This window comes from Arthrobacter sp. NPDC080031 (assembly GCF_040702485.1).
Classification (GTDB): Bacteria; Actinomycetota; Actinomycetes; order Actinomycetales; family Micrococcaceae; genus Arthrobacter.
In genome coordinates this window covers 220856-237350 of the sequence record NZ_JBFBLA010000001.1, presented here as the reverse complement: position 1 = coordinate 237350, position 16495 = coordinate 220856, and the positions used below count along the sequence as shown (strand labels likewise).

The 16495-nt window shown below is 65.0% G+C and carries 12 protein-coding genes; 10 read left to right on the top strand and 2 right to left on the bottom strand.

Annotation, left to right across the window (positions count from 1 at the left end):
- The first annotated feature begins 10 nt into the window (after nt 1-10).
- From rnc to ftsY, 6 genes are all read left to right on the top strand, one after another.
- On the top strand, nt 11-760 hold the full coding sequence (gene rnc, locus AB0323_RS01075) for a ribonuclease III (protein ID WP_364537994.1): 750 nt from the start codon (nt 11-13) through the stop codon (nt 758-760).
- 6 nt (nt 761-766) lie between these two features.
- The gene (mutM, locus tag AB0323_RS01070) at nt 767-1732 is read left to right on the top strand and encodes a bifunctional DNA-formamidopyrimidine glycosylase/DNA-(apurinic or apyrimidinic site) lyase (protein WP_366175743.1); all 966 of its coding nucleotides are present in this window, start codon (nt 767-769) and stop codon (nt 1730-1732) included.
- Nucleotides 1733-1879: 147 nt separating this feature from the next.
- Nucleotides 1880-3160 carry an MFS transporter gene (locus AB0323_RS01065; protein ID WP_366175742.1) on the top strand — a complete coding sequence of 427 codons (1281 nt, stop codon included), beginning with the start codon at nt 1880-1882 and terminating at the stop codon, nt 3158-3160.
- A gap of 92 nt (nt 3161-3252) precedes the next feature.
- Nucleotides 3253-4269 (top strand): hypothetical protein, encoded by a 1017-nt coding sequence (locus tag AB0323_RS01060; protein WP_366175741.1) that lies wholly within the window; start codon nt 3253-3255, stop codon nt 4267-4269.
- 98 nt (nt 4270-4367) lie between these two features.
- Nucleotides 4368-7961, top strand: coding sequence for a chromosome segregation protein SMC (gene smc, locus AB0323_RS01055; protein WP_366175740.1), 3594 nt, complete (start codon nt 4368-4370; stop codon nt 7959-7961).
- Nucleotides 7962-7981: 20 nt separating this feature from the next.
- On the top strand, nt 7982-9205 hold the full coding sequence (gene ftsY / locus AB0323_RS01050) for a signal recognition particle-docking protein FtsY (RefSeq protein ID WP_366175739.1): 1224 nt from the start codon (nt 7982-7984) through the stop codon (nt 9203-9205).
- Between the two features lie 66 nt (nt 9206-9271).
- Here the strand turns inward: ftsY and AB0323_RS01045 are convergent, their stop codons facing one another.
- Complete coding sequence (locus AB0323_RS01045; RefSeq protein WP_366175738.1) at nt 9272-10516, bottom strand: MFS transporter; 1245 nt, start codon at nt 10514-10516, stop codon at nt 9272-9274.
- 226 nt (nt 10517-10742) lie between these two features.
- Between AB0323_RS01045 and AB0323_RS01040 the strand changes: the two genes are divergently transcribed.
- Nucleotides 10743-12077 (top strand): ammonium transporter, encoded by a 1335-nt coding sequence (locus AB0323_RS01040; protein WP_364537982.1) that lies wholly within the window; start codon nt 10743-10745, stop codon nt 12075-12077.
- Nucleotides 12074-12412, top strand: coding sequence for a P-II family nitrogen regulator (locus AB0323_RS01035; protein WP_028264639.1), 339 nt, complete (start codon nt 12074-12076; stop codon nt 12410-12412). Before AB0323_RS01040 ends, AB0323_RS01035 begins: the two co-directional genes overlap by 4 nt.
- 89 nt (nt 12413-12501) lie before the next feature.
- Here the strand turns inward: AB0323_RS01035 and AB0323_RS01030 are convergent, their stop codons facing one another.
- Nucleotides 12502-13902, bottom strand: coding sequence for a glucose-6-phosphate dehydrogenase (locus AB0323_RS01030; RefSeq protein WP_366175737.1), 1401 nt, complete (start codon nt 13900-13902; stop codon nt 12502-12504).
- 151 nt (nt 13903-14053) lie between these two features.
- Here AB0323_RS01030 and ffh point away from each other — a divergent pair, with 151 nt between their 5' ends.
- Both ffh and AB0323_RS01020 read left to right on the top strand, forming a co-directional pair.
- The gene (gene ffh, locus AB0323_RS01025) at nt 14054-15625 is read left to right on the top strand and encodes a signal recognition particle protein (RefSeq protein WP_366175736.1); all 1572 of its coding nucleotides are present in this window, start codon (nt 14054-14056) and stop codon (nt 15623-15625) included.
- Nucleotides 15626-15728: 103 nt separating this feature from the next.
- The gene (locus AB0323_RS01020) at nt 15729-16478 is read left to right on the top strand and encodes an alpha/beta hydrolase (protein ID WP_366175735.1); all 750 of its coding nucleotides are present in this window, start codon (nt 15729-15731) and stop codon (nt 16476-16478) included.
- Nucleotides 16479-16495: the final 17 nt, after the last annotated feature.

The window sequence follows — 16495 nt, the reverse complement described above, 5'->3', positions numbered from 1 at the left end:
CTGACAAAGGATGTCTTCAACTGAAGAGCTTCTGAAGCGTCTCGGTGTCTCCATTGACGCCGAGACGCTTCGTCTTGCTCTGACACATCGTTCATACGCGTATGAAAACGGCGGGATTCCCACCAATGAGCGCCTCGAATTCCTGGGCGACTCCATCCTGGGCTTCTCCGTGACTGATTCGCTCTACCGCGACAACCCGGAACTGCCGGAAGGCGAACTCGCGAAGCGACGCTCCGCCGTCGTCAGCACCCGCGCCTTGGCGGGTATCGGCAGGGACCTGGGCATCGGCGAATTCATCTACCTCGGGCAGGGCGAAAGGCTCACCGACGGCAAGAACAAGTCTTCAATTCTTGCGGACACCATGGAAGCGCTCATCGGTGCCACGTATCTTTCCAACGACATTGAGACCGCGCGGCAGCTCGTCATGCGGCTCGTTGGTCCCTTGCTGAAGGACGCCGCAGCCCTCGGGGCCGGCACCGACTGGAAGACCAGCATGCAGGAGCTTGCCGCGAGCCGGCAGCTCGGGTCCATCTACTATGCTGTCGAAGGCTCCGGTCCGGACCACGCGCGCAGCTTTGAGGCAGTGCTCCAGATCGGGGGCACCGCTTACGGCAAAGGCACGGGCCACTCCAAAAAGGAAGCCGAGCAGGAAGCCGCCGCGGATGCGTGGCGCACCCTTAACAGCAAAGTCACACTGAACAGCAAGGTCACACTGAACAGCAGGGCCGACTCCCCGGCTGATCCTGCGCACAGCGCCTGACTCCACATGCCGGAACTGCCCGAAGTCGAAGTGGTCCGTCGCGGCCTGGCACGTTGGGTGCGCGGCCGGACCATTATGTCCGTGGAAGTCCTTGACCCCCGTTCCATCCGCCGCCACTCGTTGGGCGCGGAAGATTTTATCGGCAACCTTGAGAACTCCACGGTTCTGGATGTCGTCCGCCGGGGTAAGTTCCTGTGGATGCCCCTGCGCACCGAGGAACCCCGCGGGCCGGGCGGCACCGGCGAGGCGATGCCCGGCGTCGCCCTGATGGCGCACCTGGGCATGAGCGGACAGCTCCTCATGCAGGAGCCCTGGGTTCCCGATGAGAAGCACCTCAAAGTCCGTCTCCGCCTCAGCAGTTCCGACGGCATGCCCGGGGAGCTGCGCTTTGTGGACCAACGGATCTTCGGCGGACTGTTTGTGACGTCCCTCGTACCGACGTCCGACGGCGGTCCGGGCGGCCAGGGCGAGACGCCCCTTCCGGAAATTGCCGAGGAAGCCTCGCACATCGCCCGCGATCCGCTGGATCCGCACTTTTCCTTTGACGAGTTCTACCGCAGGGTCAAAGCCCGGAAAACAGGGCTCAAGCGTGCCCTGTTGGATCAAGGTGTCATCTCCGGGATCGGCAACATCTACGCCGATGAAGCCCTCTGGCGGGCCAGGCTCCACTATGCCAGGCCGACAGACACCCTAAAGCGGGCCGATGCGCTAAGGGTGATCGACGCCGCGAAGGAAGTCATGAGCGACGCCCTCGCCGCCGGCGGGACGAGCTTTGATTCGCTTTACGTCAATGTCAACGGAGATTCGGGGTACTTTGCCCGGTCCTTGGATGCCTATGGCCGGGCGGGCGAGCCGTGCAGGCGTTGTTCCGCTGTTGGACTTCCGGGTGTGATCAAACGCGAACAATTCATGAACCGCTCCTCGTACAGTTGCCCCATCTGCCAGCCGAAGCCGCGCAACGGCCGCTGGTAGCAGCCCGGAAACCCCGGACGGGCACGTAAAACAGGTAGTACTACGCTACTCAATTCCTCCCGCCCGGTGACAGACTGCCGCCATGGAAGCCACGGCTGCCGGGATCGCCGGACGCCACGGGTTAGGAGACGAGGGAACGGGCGGCCTGTGTACATCTCGATGGCTGACCGCGCCGGCGGCAAAACGGACCCGGCCCCAGCAGGCGCGGAACTGCCGGCCGGTCCGGGGGTCGCTTTCAGGTTGTCGCCTGTCATCCTCTGGCTCGGAATCGTCAGCATGGCCACGGATATTTCCTCCGAGTCCGTCTCGGCCATCCTCCCGCTGTATGTCACGGGTTTCCTAGGCCTGTCCACCATCGCTTACGGGTTCATTGACGGGCTCAACCAGGGCGCCAGCGCCATTGTGCGAATTGCTGCCGGCTGGGCATCCGACCGCACCGGGCACCCGAAGCGGGTGGCCGTGGCCGGCTATGGGCTGTCCATGCTGGCACGGGTCGGGCTCTTGTTCGTCGGCGGATTTTGGTCGCTCATCGGGGTCGTCGCCGGTGACCGCATCGGCAAGGGCATCCGCACGGCGCCGCGTGATGCCCTGATCTCGGCTGAAGCCCAGCCGGAACATCTGGCCAAATCTTTCGGCGTGCACCGGATGCTGGACACCATCGGCGCTGCAACGGGGCCGTTGCTGGCGTTCCTGGTCCTCCTCCTGATCCCGAACGGGTTCGGCACGGTCTTCGTTGTGTCACTGGCGTTCGCCGTGATCGGCGTAGCCGTGTTGGTCCTGGTGGTGCCGGACCGGAGGATGCCGCGCGCGGCAGAGGCGCGGACAGGCGCGCGTCCTGCCTTTGGATGGAGGCACCTGAAGGAACCCGGACTCACGAGGCTGCTCGTGACGGCCGGGCTGTTGGCCCTGCTGACTGTGGGGGACGGCTTTATCTACCTGGTCCTGCAGGACCGGGACTCGTTCGCCGTGCAATGGTTCCCGCTCCTCTATGTGGGAACGAATATCTTCTACCTCGTCCTGGCGGTTCCGGTGGGGCGGCTTGCAGATCGCTGGGGCCGGGTCCGGGTGTTCCTCGGCGGCCACCTTGCCCTGCTGGCCTGCTACGTGCTGGCTGCGGCCCCCTTTGCAGGGATCGGTGCTACGGCGGCTTGCCTGATGCTGTTGGGGCTGTTCTACGCCGCCACCGATGGCGTGCTGGCAGCGCTCGCCAGCCGCTTGGTCAGGCCGGAGAAGGTGGCCACCAGCATCGGCGCAGCCCAGACCGTCGTCGCTCTGTGCCGGATGGCGGCCTCAGCGGGTTTCGGGATCCTCTGGTTCGCCATCGGAGCGTCGGCTGCCATGCTGACAGCCGCCGTCGTGTTGGCTGCGGTGCTGGCAGCCACGGCCGTGCTCATGGGCACGTCGCGGAAACCGGCGGCCCTCGCATGACGTCGCGCAGCCGGAAGACGGCTGCAACGCGGCGAGCGGCAATCCCGCCCGCCACCCATGAACGGACCGGCGAATCAGGCGGGCAACGGTTGATGATCAGCAAGCAGCGCCTCATAACGCTGCTTGTCATCACAGTGACGGCCATCTCGGCGGCTGGAATATATGCGGCGCTGGAATTCCAGGGTGCCAAGGAGAGCCAAGCCGCGCCGCCGCCTGTCGAAGTCACCACGTCCGAGGCGTTGCCGGCGGCACCATTCGTTCTCTTCCGCAACACTGCCCCGGGCCAGGGCTTCGGCGAGGCGGCGACGGTACTTTTGACGGATCCGGGTGGCCCGCGGGCACTGGGCGGAATAGCCTGTGACCGGGTCTATGGCACTGCCGAGATGGCGTTCTGCCTGCAGACGAAACACGAGCTGGCTACAAACTTCCAGGCCACGGTGTACGACAGCCGCTGGAAGCAGACGGCCAGCTGGCCTCTTCCAGGCATCCCCAGCAGGGCGCGGACCAATGCCGACGGTTCGCTGCTGGCCTCCACCGTTTTCGTGTCCGGCCACTCATACTCGGCAGCCGGATTCTCAACGGAAACCGTCATCCGGGACCGGTCCGGGCCGGTCAGCGGAAACCTCGAAGGCTTCGCCTTGATCCTGGACGGAAACAGGATCAAGGCCACCGACAGGAACATCTGGGGCGTCACCTTCGTTCCCGGGCAGCCCGATGTTTTCTATGCAACGGCCTCCTCCCAGGGCAAAATCTGGCTGGTAAAGGGCAGCATCGCCGGGCGGACGCTCACTGTGGTCCGCTCGGGGAGCGAATGCCCCTCCGTATCCCCGGACGGCACCCGCATCGCCTATAAGAAGAGTGACAACGGGTCCCTGACCGGCCACCGCCATATCGCCGTCCTGGACCTCGCAAGCGGCAAGGAGACCGTGCTGTCCGAGCAGCAGAGCATCGATGACCAGATTGAATGGCTGGATAACTCCACCCTCCTGTACGGTCTGCCGCGTAACGGCTCTGAAGCCGACAGCGACATCTGGTCGATCAGGACCGACCCGTCCGCGCCGCCTGCCCTCTTCATTGAGCACGCATGGTCTCCTTCAGTTGTCCGGTAGTGCGCCCGGCCGCAGCCAATCCGGGCCATTCGGCGGGAGAGCGGTAGATTTAGGCCGTAAAGCAGCCGCTGCCGCCATTGAAAGAGAACCGAAACACCTTGCATCTGAAAAGTTTGACTGTCCGGGGATTCAAGTCGTTCGCGTCGGCCACGACGTTCGACTTCGAGCCGGGCGTCACCGCAGTTGTCGGCCCCAACGGTTCGGGCAAGTCCAATGTGGTTGACGCGCTCGCCTGGGTCATGGGCGAACAAGGTGCAAAGACCCTGCGCGGCGGCAAAATGGAAGACGTCATCTTCGCCGGCACATCGGGGCGGCCCCCTCTGGGCCGCGCCCACGTTGCCTTGACCATCGACAACGCCGACGGCGCCCTGCCGATTGAATACAGCGAAGTCACCATTTCCCGCACGCTTTTCCGGACCGGCGGATCCGAGTATGCCATCAACGGCTCGCCATGCCGCCTCCTGGACATCCAGGAATTGCTCTCGGATTCAGGCCTTGGCCGGGAGATGCATGTGATCGTGGGGCAGGGGCAGTTGGACCGTGTCCTGCATGCGACCCCCGAAGACCGCCGGGGATTCATTGAAGAAGCGGCAGGCATCCTCAAGCACCGGCGTCGCAAGGAAAAGACCGTCCGCAAGCTGGAAGCCATGCAGGCGAACCTGCAACGCCTTGGCGACCTGACGGCGGAAATCCGCCGTCAACTCACGCCGCTGGGCAAACAGGCCGAAGTGGCCCGTCGCGCCCAGACCGTGCAGTTCGACGTCCGTGACGCCAAGTCCAGGCTGTTGGCCGATGATCTCGTCCAGCTCACCAGTGCGTTGCAGAAGGACGTCGCCGACGAGGCCGCGTTGAAAGAGCGCCGCGAGGTAGTTGAAGCGGAGCTCGGCGCAGGCCGTCAACGGCAGATCCGTCTTGAGCAACTCGCCGCCGAGGCCACACCCAGGCTCAATGCGGCCAGGGACAACTGGTACCAGCTGTCGGCCACCAGGGACCGGCTGCGCGCCCTGGGATCGCTCGCCACCGAGCGCCGCCGCCTCCTCGGCGCCTCGGATGCCGCCCCGGATTCAGGCCGGGACCCGGACCACCTGGACCGGCAGGCCGCGCGCGTCCGGCAGGAACAGACGGAGCTTGAGCACGACGTCCTGGCGAAGCAAGCCGCGCTACTGGAGTCCACGGCGGCCAGACAGGAAGCCGAGAACCTGGCCGCGGCCGAGGACAAACGCCTGACGGCCGTGTTGCGGGCGGCAGCCGATCGCCGTGAGGGCCTCGCGAAACTCGTAGGTCAATTGGCTGCCGCACGCTCCCGGGCTGAGGCGGCCGAGGCTGAGCGGGACAGGCTCAGGGAATCGCTGACCGCTGGCGAGGAGCGCCGCCGGCACGCACAAAGTGAGTTTACGGCCCTTGAGTCACAAGTGGCCGGCGTCGAAGACGGCGAAGAAAGCCTCGACGCCGAATACGAGGAAGCCTGCGCGCTTCTTGACGGGATCAACGCCGAAATCGAAGCGCTGAAAGCTGCCGAACGCGATGAAGTCCGCGAACGCGATGCACTTACCGCCCGCCGCGACGCCTTGCAGCTTGGACTCAACCGCAAGGATGGTTCGTCGCGGCTTCTGTCCTCGGACCACCCCGGAGTGCTCGGTTCGCTGGCTTCCTTCCTGACGGTGGAGCCCGGGTATGAGACTGCCGTGGCCGCGGCACTTGGGAGTGCCTCCGACGCCGTCGTGGTGGCGGACAGCGCCGGGGCCGTCGCCGCGATGCAACTGTTGAAGGACGCCGACGCCGGACGCGCCTCGCTTTTGGTGGCAGGCGGGGTATCCTCAGCGGGCCCGGAGCTTGGCCCGCAGGAATTGCCGATGCTGCCTGACGGCGCGCGCTGGGCCGCCGAGCTGGTGGCGGCTGACGCTCCCGAAGCGAGCGGCGCAAGGACAATCCTCGCGTCCACCGCCGTCGTCGAGGACTTGCACGCCGCGGCGAGCCTCATTGCCGGCAACCCGACGCTCACTGCGGTGACCCGCGAGGGCGACGTCTTCAGGGCCCTGACGGTGGAGGGTGGATCGGCCACGGCACCGTCGCTCCTTGAGGTCCAAGCGGCAGTGGACGACGCCGACACCCGGCTCCAGGCACTCACCGCCAGTCTTGAGCGGGGAAAGTTTGCCCTGGCTGGAGCCGAAGCGCGCCGGGCCGATGCCCAGGAACGGGCGAACGCGGCGCTGGACAAACTCCACGACTCGGATGCCCGCCTGGCTGCCGTCGCGGAAAGGCTTGGCCACCTGAATTCACAGTTGCGCAGCGCCGTCGCGGAACGCGATCGAATGGCGGAGTCCCTGGCCAAGGCCGAACTGAACATCGCCGTGGCACAGGAATCCCTTGAGCTTGCGGCGGAACGGCTGGCCGCGGCAGAAGAAGCCCCCCAGGAAGAAGAGCCTTCCACGGAGCACCGCGATGCCTTGGCCAGGGCCGCCAGCGAAGCCCGGTCCCGTGAGATGGAGGCCAGGCTGGGCTTGCGCAGTGCCGAGGAACAACTCGCCGCAACCAGCAACCGGGCGGTATCCCTCGAACGGGCTGCCGCGAGCGAACGGCGGGCACGCGAGGAAGCGGCGCGCCGGGCCATGCGCCGCAAAGCCCAAGCCGAGCGGGCCTCCGCCGTCGCTTCCGCCGTCGAACAGGCTGTGCGTTTCGTTGACGTGTCAGTGGACCTGGCCGCCCGCGCCCGTGACCTTGCCGAAGCCGTCCGGGAGCAGCGCGAAAAGGAACTCGGCGAGGTCCGGAGCAGTAACGAGGCATTGGCCCTGGAGCTGGCGGGACTGACGGATTCCGTCCACCGCGACGAACTCGCCCGGGCCCAGCAAAGGCTCAGGATCGAAGCGTTGGAAACCCGCGCCATCGAGGAGCTCGGCCTGTCAGCTGAACAACTCGTGGCCGACTTCGGTCCGGAGCGGCCCGTTCCCGTGCCCGCCGCTACCGTGGACAAATGGGCGGAACTCCGCGCACCGGTGGACGAGGACGGAAACACCATTGTCGAGGGTGTTCCCTTTGTCCGCGCCGAGCAGGAGAAACGGCTCCGCAAAGCCGAACGCGACCTCGCAGCCCTTGGCAAGGTGAACCCCCTGGCGCTCGAGGAATTTGCCGCACTTGAGGAACGCCACCAATTCCTGAGCACGCAGCTGGAAGACCTCAAGTCCAGCCGCAAGGACCTTTTGGACATCATCAAGGAAGTGGACAACCGCGTCCAGCAGGTTTTTGCCGAGGCCTTCGCGGATACCTCCAAGCAATTCGACCACGTCTTTGCGCGGCTCTTCCCCGGCGGGGAGGGCAAATTGGTGCTGACAGACCCCGATGACATGCTGACCACCGGCATCGAAGTGGAAGCAAGGCCTGCCGGCAAGAAGATCAAGCGGTTGTCCTTGCTTTCCGGTGGCGAACGGTCGCTGACGGCTGTCGCGTTGCTCGTGGCGATTTTCAAGGCGCGGCCTTCGCCGTTCTATGTCATGGATGAAGTCGAAGCCGCGCTGGACGATACGAATCTGGGCAGGCTCATCACGATATTCGAAGAGCTGCGGGAGTCCAGCCAGCTGATTGTCATTACGCACCAGAAGCGGACCATGGAAGTTGCCGACGCCCTCTACGGAGTGACAATGCGGGGCGACGGCGTGTCCACTGTCATCAGCCAGAGGCTCGGTGCCGAGGTCTAGCTTTGTGAGAAGCTAGGGGAGTGAACGATCTCCTCCCCATTATTTTGTCCATTGTCGCTGCCATCGTGGTGGTCGGAGGGCTGATTCCTGTCCTGCTCAAGGCGCGGAAGTCCTCCTCGACTTACGCTGGAACGCGCGACGCCAACGATCCCGTCGACAGGGCGACGGCAGGCGGCGGAACGATCGTCGACGAGGCCCCCGGGACCGCACCGGACCGCACGTCGCCCGGACCCGTCGTCGAACCCTCCGACCTTGCCGTACCGGAGACCGACGTTCAGGACGACGCCGCGGGACTGGAAGTCATCCAGGTGGAGACACCTGCGCCTGTCGAGGGCCGCCTCAACCGGCTTCGGGCGCGATTGGTCAAGTCCAACAGCATTCTCGGCAAGGGACTCCTGGCCCTGCTTTCGAGCGACAAGATCGACGAAAATGTCTGGGACGAAGTCGAAGAGACACTCCTTCTTGCCGACCTCGGCACCGAGCCCACCATGCAGTTGGTTGATGCTTTGCGTGCACGCGTAAAGGTCCAAGGCACCCGGAGCCCGGAGGACGTCAAGGCACTCCTGCGCGAGGAACTCATCAAACTCGTGGACCCCACGATGGACCGCAGCCTGAACGTGGACCGCAAGGGAGCCCACCCGGCAATCATGATCGTCGTCGGCGTCAACGGGGTCGGCAAGACCACAACGGTCGGCAAGCTGGCGCGGGTTCTTGTCGCCGAAGACAAGGACGTCCTGTTGGGCGCAGCAGACACCTTCCGTGCAGCGGCTGCGGAACAGCTTGCCACGTGGGGCCAGCGAGTCGGAGTCGCAACCGTCCGGTCGCACGTCGTCGGGGCAGACCCGGCTTCTGTCGCCTATGAAGCCGTCAAGGCCGGCATTGAGCAGGAAGTGGATGTCGTGATGATCGACACCGCGGGCCGCCTGCAAAACAAGGTCGGCCTCATGGACGAGCTGAGCAAGGTCAAGCGCGTCATCGAGAAACTGGCCGAGGTGGACGAAGTCCTGCTGGTACTCGACGCGACCACCGGCCAGAACGGCCTCAACCAGGCCAAGGTCTTCTCCGAAGTAGTCAACATCACGGGAATCGTGCTCACGAAGCTCGACGGCACAGCGAAGGGCGGGATCGTCGTCGCGATCCAAAAGGCCCTCGGTGTGCCGGTCAAGCTCGTTGGCCTCGGCGAAGGCGCGGACGACCTTGCGCCGTTCGAAGCCGAAGCCTTCGTCGACGCCCTGCTGAACTAGCTGCATCCTCCCAAGTAGCTCGCAGTTGATGTCGTTTTCGGCCCTGAAAACGACATTAACTGCGAGTCAGTTGGGTGTGTCGATGCGTTCGGGGCCGGGCTGCATCGGCTCGCGCGCCGTGGACCAGCCGACGGCGGCGAGCAGGAGGATGCCTCCGGTTGCGCCGAATGCCCAGCCGTAGCCAAGTCCATCGGCCAGCAGGCCGACCAGGACGGGGCCGACGATGGCTCCGGCGTCGGAGGCCATCTGGAAAACTGCCAGCACCTTGCCGCCGGAGCGGCCACGACCGATGATGTCCCCGACGGCGGCCTGCTGGGCCGGGTTCAGCAGGCCGGAGCCGAAGCCTGCCGCGGCAGACGCGGCGAAAAACGCGGGAAGATTGCCGGTCAACCCGATGCTGGCGGTGGCCACGCCGGTGACGAACAATCCCAACAGCATCATGGGCTTGCGGCCGAAACTGTCAGCCATCCGGCCGGAGAAGGTCAGCGCCAGCGCGTTTCCCCCTGCAAACACGGCCAGCGCCCAACCCGCCGAGGCCGATCCGCCCGCCAGCACAGCCACCGCGAACAAGGGCACGGTAGCCATGCGCACGCCGAAGGTCGCCCAACCGTTGCTGAAACTGGAGAACAGGGCGGCCCGGTAGGCAGAATCGCCCAGGGCCTCCTTCATGCGCATTGCCGGCCCCGCCGCGCCGCCTTTCTTTGCCGTGTTTGAACTGCCGGTGAGCTGAGTGCGCACCACCAACGCTGCCAGGACCAGTGCGCCCGCGTACGCAAGGAACGGGACGCGCAGGCCGAAGCCGGCCAGCAGCCCGCCCACCACGGGCCCCAGGACGCTGCCCACCAGGAAGGCGGAGGCGTACGCGCCGGAAACCCGTCCACGGCTTTCCGGAGGCGCGAGCCTGATCAACAGGCCCATCGCCGCAACAGTGAACATCACGGAACCGGCTCCGCCAAGGCCCCGGAAGACCAGCAGCTGCCAATAGTTCTGGGCGAAAGCGCAGGCCGCCGTCGACGCCGCCACAATCAGCAAACCTGCAATGTAGACCGGACGCTCGCCGAAGCGGCCCATCAGGGCACCCCCGGCCGGAGCGAACACCAGGCGCATGAAGGCGAAAATGCTCACGATCACCGCGGCTGCCGTTGCTCCGACGTCGAAAGTCGTGGCGAACTGGGGGAGCACGGGCGCGACGAGGCCAAAACCCAATGCAATCAGGAACGCTGCCGCCAACATCACCTTGATATCCCGTGGCATTGCAGCCTTCGCGGCCCTCGCTCCTTGATTGGCGGGGGTTTCGGGGCTTGCGGTCATGGTGTCGGGGTCCTCTGGGTAGCGGGAACGCGGGGAAAGTGGAACTGACGAAACATATCCGTAACAAGGGTGATATGCACCATTTACGTTCGAGAAGTTCTTGTAACAGCCCCGCAATCTAAAACCTTCGCAGGTGAAACACTGCCCCGCAAAACTCTTACCTAGAACGCAAATGCGTTGGGACAGGCGGCAAAGTCCGCAACAAAGAGCAGAGAGGACGTAGACCATGGAATTCAGCGCCGGTCTCGTTTGGCTCCTGGTCGCGTCAGCCTTCGTGCTGTTCATGACCCCGGGCCTGGCATTCTTCTATGGCGGCATGACCCGTGCCAAGGCCGCCCTGAACATGATGATGATGAGTTTCATCGCCATCGGCACAGTGACCATCGTCTGGGTCTTGTGGGGCGCATCGATGTCCACGAGCAACACGGACAACTTCTTCCAGCTCTTCGCAAACCCGTTCAGCCACTTCGGTCTGCACAACTTCACGGATCCCGCCGACCTCCTGAAGGTTGGCTACGCGGCCACCTTCGCGATCATCACCGTGGCCCTGATCTCCGGTGCCATCGCGGACCGTGCCAAGTTCTCCGCCTGGACGCTCTTCACCCCGATCTGGGCCACCCTGGTCTACGCCCCCATGGCTTACATGGTGTGGGGCGGCGGCCTCTTCTCCAAGGACGGCTGGTTCGGCCAGACGTTCGCCCCCGTCATCGACTTTGCCGGTGGCACCGTGGTGCACATCAACGCCGGTGTGGCCGGCCTGATCCTCGTCCTGATCATCGGCAACCGCAAGGGCTTCGGCAAGGACCCGAACCACCGCCCGCACAACGTGCCCCTGGTCATGCTCGGTGCGGCAATCCTCTGGTTCGGCTGGTTCGGCTTCAACGCCGGTGCGGCAGCAACCGTGGAGCAGGCGGGCCTCATCTGGATCAACACCCTGACCGCTCCGGCAGCGGCCATGCTCGGCTGGCTTATCGTGGAGCGCATCCGTGACGGCCACCCCACGTCGCTCGGAGCTGCTTCGGGTGTCGTCGCCGGTCTGGTTGCCATCACCCCGGCTTGTGCCAACGTTTCCCCGCTCGGCGCCATCGCCCTCGGTGTTGCAGCCGGCGTTGCCTCGGCCCTCGCCGTCGGCCTGAAGTTCAAGCTCGGCTACGACGACTCCCTGGATGTCGTCGGCGTCCACCTCGTGTCCGGCATCATCGGCACGGTGGCCATCGGCTTCCTCGCCACCCCGACCCAGGGTGCAGCCGGCCTGTTCTACGGCGGCGGTACTACCCAGCTGGTTGCACAGTCCCTTGCGGCGCTTTGCTCGATCGTCTTCACCGGCGTCATGACCTTCATCATCGCCTACCCGATCCACAAGCTCATGGGCTTCCGCATCTCCGAACGCCAGGAGATCGCCGGTGCAGACCTCAGCCTGCACGCCGAAACGGCATACGAGTTCGGCGTCGGCGGCCACGGCGGAAGCTTCCAGCCCCTTCACGACCTCATCACGGGCAAGGTACCGTCCGAAGCAGCTGACGAAGCATCCGTATCAGGCAAGGAGAGTGTCCAGGCATGAAACTCATCACGGCGATCGTCCGCCCGGAGAAGCTCGACGCCATCCGCGAGGGGCTAGAAGCATACGGGGTACAGGGACTGACGGTCAGCGCGGCCAGCGGCTACGGCCGGCAGCGCGGTTACACCGAGGTGTACCGCGGGGCCGAGTACAACGTGGACCTGCTTCCCAAGATCCGCGTGGAGGTCCTGGCCACGGACGAGCAGGCAGACGACATCCTCGATGTCCTGATTGCTTCCTCCAATACCGGCCGTGCCGGTGATGGCAAGGTCTGGACCGTGGACGTCTACGAAGCCGTCCGTGTGCGCACGGGCGAGCGGGGCGCAGCAGCAATCTAAGGCACCAACGCAAAAGAGGGGCCGGGTACCTGCAAAGGTACCCGGCCCCTCTTGCGTGCGCGCTTCCGAAGGAGTGTGGGCCGGCCGGGCTAGCCCCCGACGGCGGTGGGCCAGTCCGCGGGACCGGGCCCGCCGGCGTCGTACTCTTCGAGCGGTACGGAACCCTTGGCCCAGGCCTTGATCACGGGCTCGATGATCCGCCAGCATTCGACGGCGGTGTCGCCCCGGACTGAGAGCAGGGGATCGCCGGTAATGATGCCTTCCAACACTTCTCCGTAGGGCAGCAGATCGGAAGCATTCAACTCCGCGTTGAGTGTCACGCGATTGAGCGTGAAGATGTTTCCGGGACCGTTGACGTCGACGTCGAGCTGCAGGGTGTCAGGACCGAACCCGATGCGCAGCTGGTTGGGGGAGTCCACGCCCTCGAACCCGGACGGCAGGTGTGGAACGGGCCGGAAGGTGACAATGGCCTCTTTCCGCGCGGCACCCAACGCCTTTCCCGAACGCAGGATGAAGGGGACGCCTTTCCAGCGCCAAGTGTCGATTCCCACTTCGACTTCCGCGAGTGTCTCCGTTTCCCGGGCAGGGTCCACGCCCGCTTCCGCGACATAGTCCGGCACGTCCCGGTCGCCGATCCGGCCGGCTGTGTACCGCGCCCGTCGGGTGGACTTCTTGTAGGGTGCGCTGATGCTGCTCGCACGCAGCACCGTTGAAATCGCGTCGCGGAGATCGCGCTCGCCGATGCTGGAGGGCGGATCGATGGCCAGCAGCGCCATGATGTGGAGCAAATGGCTCTGGATCATGTCCTTGAGGGCGCCGGCGCCGTCGTAGTAGCGCGCACGCCCCTCGAGTGCGAGGTCTTCGTCGAAGATGATCTCGACCTTCTCGATGTGGTCCCGGTTCCACACCGGCTCCAGGAAGCTGTTGGCGAAGCGCAGGCCCAGGATGTTGAACACGGTGGCCTTGCCAAGGAAGTGGTCCACGCGGTGGATGTGGTCTTCCGGGACCAACGCGGCGAGGGTCTTGTTGAGTTCGCGGGCGGATTCGGCACTGGATCCGAAGGGTTTCTCCATCACCAGGCTTGTTCCGGGAGGAAGTTGCGCGGCGGTGAGGACCTCGCAGGCCTTCTGGCTGATGTGCGGGGGCAAAGCGAAATAAACGGCGATCGGTGCTTCGAGCCCGGCCAGGAGCGTGGCGAGCTGGCCGTCCGCCGTGACATCCACTTGATGATATTCGGTACTTTTCTCCAAGTCCGCGATTGCTTTCCTGCCCGCGGCACCTGCATCCTTGGCGGCCGCCTCGAAGGCGCCGCGCACGCGTTTTGTCCACTGCTCTGGCGTCCACGGGTCGGAGCCTGCTCCGACAAGCTTCAGGCCGTCCGCGAGGCCGTTGGCCACGAGCCTGGCCAGGCCCGGCAACAGCAATCGGCCCGTCAGATCTCCGGAGGCGCCTAGGATGAGCAACGTATTTACTGTTGTTTTGCTGGTCACTGTGCCAGCATGCCATCTTGCAGGCGCGTCTTGGTACCCTAGATAGTCGAGTCCCTCAGTTGAGTCAGATTTGTTTGGGGCAGGAATCGTCAAGATATTGGTGCGTCGGAACGGCCGCCATCCGTAGACCATTGAAAGAAGTGCACGGCGCGTGTTCAATTCACTCTCTGACCGGTTGACAGCAACCTTCAAGAATCTCCGTGGCAAGGGCCGCCTCACGGAGGCCGACGTCGACGCCACCGTCCGGGAGATCCGGCGCGCCCTTCTGGACGCCGACGTTGCCGTTCCCGTGGTCCGCGAGTTCACCGGCCGCATCCGTGAACGTGCCCTGGGCGCCGAGGTTTCCGCGGCCCTGAACCCGAGCCAGCAGATCGTCAAGATCGTCAACGAGGAACTCCAGGAGATCCTCGGCGGCGAGACCCGACGCATCCGCTTGGCGAAGACCGGCCCCACCATCATCATGCTCGCCGGCCTGCAGGGTGCGGGTAAGACCACCCTCGCGGGCAAGCTTGCCAAGTGGCTCAAGGCCCAGGGCCACAGCCCCGTGCTGGTTGCCGCCGACCTCCAGCGTCCCAACGCCGTGACGCAGCTCCAGATTGTCGGCGAACGCGCCGGCGTGCCCGTCTTCGCGCCGCACCCGGGCACCACCTCGGATCTGGACGTTCCCACGGGCGACCCGGTCGCCGTCGCACGCGCCGGCGTCGAGGAAGCCCGCCAGAAGCTGCACGACGTCGTGATCGTGGACACCGCGGGCCGCCTCGGCGTCGACGCCGAAATGATGGACCAGGCGCGCCGCATCCGCCAGGCGATCATCCCGAACGAAGTGCTGTTCGTGATCGACTCCATGATCGGCCAGGACGCCGTCAACACGGCGGTTGCCTTCGATGAAGGCGTCAACTTCACGGGCGTCGTGTTGTCAAAGCTCGACGGCGACGCCCGCGGTGGTGCCGCCCTCTCGGTAGCGTCGGTCACCGGGAAGCCGGTCATGTTCGCCTCCACCGGCGAAGGCCTCGATGACTTCGAACTGTTCCACCCCGACCGCATGGCTTCCCGCATCCTCGATATGGGTGACGTTCTTACCCTGATCGAGCAGGCCGAGAAGAACTGGGACAAGGATGAAGCCGCCCGGATGGCGAAGAAGTTCGCCGACCAGGAAGACTTCACCCTGGACGATTTCCTCGCCCAGATGCAGCAGATCCGCAACATGGGCTCCATGAAGAAGATGCTCATGATGATGCCGGGTGCGCAGAACATCCGCCAGCAACTGGAGCAGTTCGACGAGCGCGAAATCGATCGCGTCGAGGCGATTGTCCGCTCCATGACCCCGCACGAGCGTTTGGCTCCGAAGATCATCAACGGTTCCCGTCGCGCCCGCATCGCCCGTGGTTCCGGTGTCCACGTCTCCGAGGTCAACGGCCTCCTGGAGCGTTTCGCGCAGGCCCAGAAGATGATGAAGAAGCTGGCCCAGGGCGGCGGCATGCCCGGGATGCCTGGCATTCCCGGCCTCGGTGGCGGCGGTTCCCGGAAGGCAAGCAAGAACGCGCCCAAGAAGAAGGCCCGTTCCGGAAACCCCGCCAAGGCGGCCCAGGAACTGCGCGACGCCGAGAACAAGCGGGCGAAAGCCGTCCCCACGGGCGCGGCATTCGGTCAGGGTGCCGGCGACTTCGACCCCTCAAAGCTGAACCTGCCCAAGGGCTTCGAGAAGTTCCTCGGCGGCAAGTAACCGCCCCACCCAACTGACTGGCAATACATGTCGTTTTGAGGGCTCAGAACGACAACAACTGCCAGTTAGTTGGGTTGTCAGCCCCGTGCCATAGGCTGGGGGAATGCAAAAACAGCGGGTTGTGTTCGTCCACGGAGCCGGTACATTCGGCGCTGCCGCTTGGCCGAAACAACACGGCATGGCGTTGAAGTACGACGCGCTGTTCCTGAAACGCCACGGTTTTGATGCGCAGGCCGAGCCTCTGGAATCCGACGTTGCCGCCGATGTGGACATTATCCTGGAGTGCCTTGGGGGACGGGAGCCTGCCTCATCCTCCGGCCACGCGCGCGGAGGCCATGTCGTAGCGCACTCCCAAGGCGCGATTTCAGCCATGTTGGCCGCGGTGGAGCGGCCGGACCTGGTCCGGTCCCTCGTGCTGGTGGAACCCGCTTGTCTTTCATTGACGGCCGAGTTGCCCGCCACCGCGGCTTACCGGGCACTCATGGAGCCGCTGTTCCGGATCCGGCACGAACTCAGCGATGACGATTACCAACGCGAATTCGTCCGCCGGGCGTTTTCCTCGGAGGCGGCCGTCCTCAGCACCCCGGAGGCCCGGCGTACCGCTCGGCGCCTGCGGCTCCAGGCTCCGCCGTGGGAAGCGCCGCTGCATATTGTGCCGGGGGTACCCACGCTTGTCCTGACCGGTGGTTGGGAACCCCTTTACGAAGAGATCGCCGGCTACTTGCAGGAAACCGGCGCCCTCCACCGCGTTGCGGCTGGAGGACACCGGCCTCATGACTCAGTTGAAGGAGACCGGATCATCCGTTCCTTCATCGCGGACGTCAGCCGCGCCGGATCAGTCCAGGCTTCCTGATCAGTTCAGGCTTCCTG